Source organism: Shewanella sp. SG41-4 (assembly GCF_014164505.1).
Lineage (GTDB): Bacteria > Pseudomonadota > Gammaproteobacteria > Enterobacterales > Shewanellaceae > Shewanella.
Map to the genome: position 1 here is coordinate 1 of NZ_JACJFI010000343.1, position 3493 is coordinate 3493.

The following is a 3493-nucleotide window of genomic DNA, read 5'->3' on the forward strand; positions in this document are numbered from 1 at the left end:
ATCTCGATGGCTCCCCAAACTGGACTTGAACCAGTGACATACGGATTAACAGTCCGCCGTTCTACCAACTGAACTATTGGGGAATTATTTCGATAACTGTAAACGTTGGCTCCCCAAACTGGACTCGAACCAGTGACATACGGATTAACAGTCCGCCGTTCTACCAACTGAACTATTGGGGAATTACGCTTACATCTCAACTCTACACACTAAATTGGCTCCCCAGACTGGACTCGAACCAGTGACATACGGATTAACAGTCCGCCGTTCTACCAACTGAACTACTGGGGAAGCGTTTTTAGCAAATGTATTGCTGAGAACGGAGCGCATAGTAAAACGCTCTGGTAACTGAGTCAACTCGAGTTATAAAAAAAAACGCATTTATGTGACTAATTGGTTACCAAACACACATCGTGAACGACTTTTGGGCATTTATGTTAATTTTTAAACAATGAAAACAAAATTAATCACTTACTCTTACAATACATTTTCACGATAATAACGACCATTTTTTGTAAATATCGTATTTTCAGTGTCTAACTTTGTGTTTTTACGCTGAGCCGGTGATGTGATTTCATAGTGGAAGTGGAAGTGGAAGTGGAATTGGAATTGGAATTGAAAGGCTTCGCGGATATACGTTCAGTTCAATATAAATAAATTGAATCAATCGGTAAAAATGGCTTCATGGCTAGTCAACAACATCAAACTGGGCAATTTGTGGGGTTATGTAAGATATCTTGAAGAGCAATAAGGGAGCTTAATGCAACGCAATTTCAATAAAACAATACAGACAGCTGTATAACTTGTGATTTTATAATTGTTTTTTACCCAAAATAGAAATTGGTATTATGAGGCTCGGTATAAGCCGTCATCGGCAACTACTGAGTAAAATCAGCTTAATGATATTTTAGTCAACAAAGCATTGGTAGTTTAAGTAAACAAATTTTGAAACTGAGTCATTCATTGTTGTTTCTGTTGATGAGTTTACACGGTTATTACAGGTGACATTATTCCTATACGTTGACACACTTAAATCAGTGCAACTATTTGACACTCGGACGTGACTGAAAATTACTGGTTTGAGTATCGACAGTATCGACGGGCCATAGCTTTCAATTTAATCAATGATAGTTATGAATATGGGCAGGTGATAGCGATGCAATCAATACTGGAGTCTGTGGCATATGATCGCAATGTTGATCGGTGTCAAATTCATTACTAAAATATGCTCCGATTGCAAATTTGAAACCACCACTGAACTATTGTCGCTATCTTTCGTATTAATGTGCAAATGTAATTAAATTTCAACACAAGTTTCTTACGCTTTTATGAAACTCACTTCGTCGCTACCCCGCAGTAGTATTGGGCTTTAGTGACTTATCCACTAAATCTGTGGATAAACTTGTGGACTTCTACTGTAAATGAGCGGCTAACCCTTGTCGTGCTTGAGTCGGACTTAAATTGGTACAAATATTTAGCGATAAGTTATGTTGTTTCTAATCAAACAGATACGAAAATCAACTACTTTGTTTTTTCACTGTTCTCTCAATTGCAAAATTGTAATATCTTCGAACAGTAGATTGTGTATTAAATTGAGGTTTAAGCTCGATTTTTAGCACATTTGTGGCCTTTATTACTGATCCAATCGATTTGTTGATAACTTTCAAGTTACGATCATTTAGGTGCCATAATGATGAAATAATTAACGGGTATTGATCTGAATAAAACAAACCAAAATTAAATAATATTAAGGTTTTTTTGTCGTCAATATAGACATCGCTTCAAGCAACCTCAGAAGCGGTTCAGTGCTATTATGTATCGCCATTAACCAGTGTTTAGGTATATGATAAATGGTTCAATAGAATAGGAAACCATGTTGTGTCAGAGTCAGTATTTTCCCTAGAGTCCAAATTCGAACCCGCCGGCGATCAACCTACAGCGATAAAAAAATTAGTAGATGGTTTAGAGTCTGGCGTCGCTAGCCAAACTTTACTAGGCGTAACGGGGTCAGGTAAAACCTACACTATCGCAAATGTGATCAAGCAAATGGGCAGGCCAACGATTATTATGGCGCCTAACAAAACACTTGCTGCGCAACTTTATGGCGAAATGAAAGAGTTTTTCCCGCATAACGCGGTTGAATACTTTGTTTCTTATTATGATTACTATCAACCTGAAGCTTATGTACCCGCTTCTAATACCTTTATTGAAAAAGATGCATCTGTGAATGCTCACATTGAGCAAATGCGTTTATCGGCCACTAAAGCGCTGTTAGAGCGCAAAGATGTAGTACTTATTGCCTCTGTGTCAGCCATATATGGTTTAGGCGATCCCGATTCTTATATGAAGATGTTATTGCATTTACGCCAAGGCGATTTTATGGGCCAACGAGACATCCTCATTCGGCTCAGTGAATTACAGTACAAACGCAATGATATTGAGTTACAACGCGGAACATATCGTGTTCGCGGTGAAGTGATAGATATTTTTCCAGCAGAATCTGAACGTGAAGCCATTCGAATAGAATTATTTGACGACGAAATAGAACGCTTAAGTGAGTTTGATCCCTTGACCGGACATATTAACAAACGAATAGCGCGTGCCACCATTTATCCCAAAACGCATTATGTGACACCAAGAGAGAAAATTTTAGCGGCAACTGAAGATATTAAAGAAGAACTCAGAGAACGTCGTCAATATCTACTCGATAACAATAAATTGATTGAAGCTCAGCGGATCACTGAGCGCGTTCAATACGACATTGAAATGATGGTCGAGTTAGGTTATTGCTCAGGAATAGAAAACTACTCTCGATATTTATCAGGTAGATCGCCTGGAGAGGGTCCACCAACATTATTAGATTATTTACCTGCGGACGGTTTGCTGATTATTGATGAATCGCATGTGACGGTACCGCAAATTGGCGCTATGTACAAAGGTGATAGAAGCCGGAAAATGAACTTAGTGGAGTATGGATTTCGATTACCATCCGCATTAGATAATCGTACTTTGATGTTTGAAGAGTTTGAACGATTAATGCCGCCAACCATTTTTGTTTCAGCAACACCTAGGTTATATGAGCTTGAAAAAAGTACCGGCGAGCTAGCAGAGCAGGTGGTAAGGCCAACCGGATTACTTGATCCTGTGCTTGAAGTTAGGCCAGTGGGAATACAAGTTGATGATCTTTTGTCTGAAATCCACAAACGTGTGGCGGTTAATGAACGTGTGCTGGTAACCACATTAACTAAAAGAATGTCTGAAGACTTGAGTGAATACCTTGACGAACACGGCGTTAAAGTTCGTTATTTACATTCGGATATTGATACCGTTGAACGAGTTGAAATTATTCGTGATTTACGCTTAGGGCGTTTTGACGTACTGATCGGAATTAACTTATTACGTGAAGGTTTAGATCTGCCTGAAGTGTCCTTAGTGTGCATTTTAGATGCAGACAAAGAAGGCTTTTTACGTTCAGAGCGCTCACTCATTCAGA

1 protein-coding gene and 3 tRNA genes are annotated in these 3493 nt (G+C 38.8%); 1 reads left to right on the forward strand and 3 read right to left on the reverse strand.

Going from position 1 to position 3493, the window contains the following annotated elements; genetic code table 11:
- Nucleotides 1-7 precede the first annotated feature (7 nt).
- The 3 genes from H5202_RS19325 to H5202_RS19335 form a co-directional block, all read right to left on the reverse strand.
- Nucleotides 8-83: transfer RNA gene (locus tag H5202_RS19325), tRNA-Asn, on the reverse strand.
- A 23-nt stretch (nucleotides 84-106) separates the two neighbouring features.
- Nucleotides 107-182, reverse strand: a tRNA-Asn gene (locus H5202_RS19330).
- 33 nt (nucleotides 183-215) lie between these two features.
- Nucleotides 216-291: transfer RNA gene (locus tag H5202_RS19335), tRNA-Asn, on the reverse strand.
- Between the two features lie 1587 nt (nucleotides 292-1878).
- Between H5202_RS19335 and uvrB the strand changes: the two genes are divergently transcribed.
- Nucleotides 1879-3493 (forward strand): excinuclease ABC subunit UvrB (gene uvrB, locus H5202_RS19340; protein ID WP_182773495.1); only part of this gene is annotated, 1615 nt, incomplete at its 3' end.